This is a genomic window from bacterium (assembly GCA_040755795.1).
Lineage (GTDB): Bacteria > UBA9089 > CG2-30-40-21 > CG2-30-40-21 > SBAY01 > JBFLXS01.
In genome coordinates this window covers 1-1,107 of record JBFLXS010000742.1, presented here as the reverse complement: position 1 = coordinate 1,107, position 1,107 = coordinate 1, and the positions used below count along the sequence as shown (strand labels likewise).

Annotated in this window: 3 protein-coding genes; 2 read left to right on the top strand and 1 reads right to left on the bottom strand. The window is 34.4% G+C overall.

The genetic code is table 11. The annotated features are described in order from the left end of the window. Nucleotides 1-135: 135 nt before the first annotated feature. Nucleotides 136-306: a hypothetical protein gene (locus AB1414_21355; GenBank protein ID MEW6609959.1), complete on the top strand. Its 171-nt coding sequence runs from the start codon at nucleotides 136-138 to the stop codon at nucleotides 304-306. Nucleotides 307-426: 120 nt separating this feature from the next. Then, nucleotides 427-819 carry an aspartyl protease family protein gene (locus AB1414_21350; protein MEW6609958.1) on the top strand — a complete coding sequence of 131 codons (393 nt, stop codon included), beginning with the start codon at nucleotides 427-429 and terminating at the stop codon, nucleotides 817-819. Nucleotides 820-906: 87 nt separating this feature from the next. Here the strand turns inward: AB1414_21350 and AB1414_21345 are convergent. Further along, nucleotides 907-1,107, bottom strand: a 201-nt coding sequence (locus AB1414_21345) for a hypothetical protein (protein ID MEW6609957.1), incomplete at its 5' end; no start/stop codon positions are given.

Sequence of the window (1,107 nt, the reverse complement as noted above, 5' to 3'; positions counted from 1 at the left end):
TGCGTTACTACTTTGTGCCCTTTGTGGTTTATCCTTTTTTAATCGCAAAGAACGCAAAGAAATCGACCGCAAAGAACGCAAAGATTAAAGGAGAAAAGAATCATAGAAAATTCACGAAACTCCAGTAAAAGATACTTGGAAATAAAAAAAATATTTGCTGAAGCAGAGTCAAGAATACCCAGCAATGATATGTGGGTTACCAAATCATTAGAAAAACGGATTACCTCTAACATCTATAATGATACACAAAAGACAAATTTTGAGGAAGAACTCATGTTATCAAAAAAGAAATATAATAATCTATAAGGAGACAGAAATATGAAAGGGAAAAACATCTCACCAATACCACCACCATCACCAATACCAACTCCATATGTAAGCGTTCAGGCATTACTGAAATAATCTGGCATGGAGATTAGGTGATTGATGAAGATGAGAATTGTAAAAGAGATAGAAATAGAAGGGAGAAAGGTAAATGCACTATTTGATACAGGTTCTGTGCATACCTATATTATCAGAGACTTATTAGAAGGTGTTCCTATTCGTCTGCTATCTGAACCTTATAAAGTAGCATTAGGAGGGAGAGTAATAGAGGTAAAGGAATACTGTGCTGTGGAAGGCAAGATGGAAGGATATGCCTTCGATACAAAGGTAGTTCCAATTGATAAATTAGGAAGAGTGGATGGAAAAGAAATTGATGCACTTATCGGTGCCTTAACTATGGAAGAATGGGAAATAAGCGTGAGCCCGAAAGATGGCACACTTGATTTATCAGGGCTTAAAAGGAGAGAGTTTACTGAATTTTTAGAATGTGAATGAGGATAGAGAAAAGAAGGTAGAAAGTCTACAAATATATCACTTCTAACGGAGTTTAAAAATATATTCAGCCCTGTAAGGGCGAGATATTTATAGATTGCTTTTAGTAGAGAGTGGAATAGTATTTATTTTATTATTTGGATGCGCATTATTGATATTCCCTGATAAAGAAGGAGTGTAAAAGGTAAAATGGAAGCCATTCTCATACCAATGTGTATGCTTGTAGTTTTTTTTGGAATAATATCTTTTATAATTTATAGACAGGATAGAATTGAAAAAAAATCCCGGTGA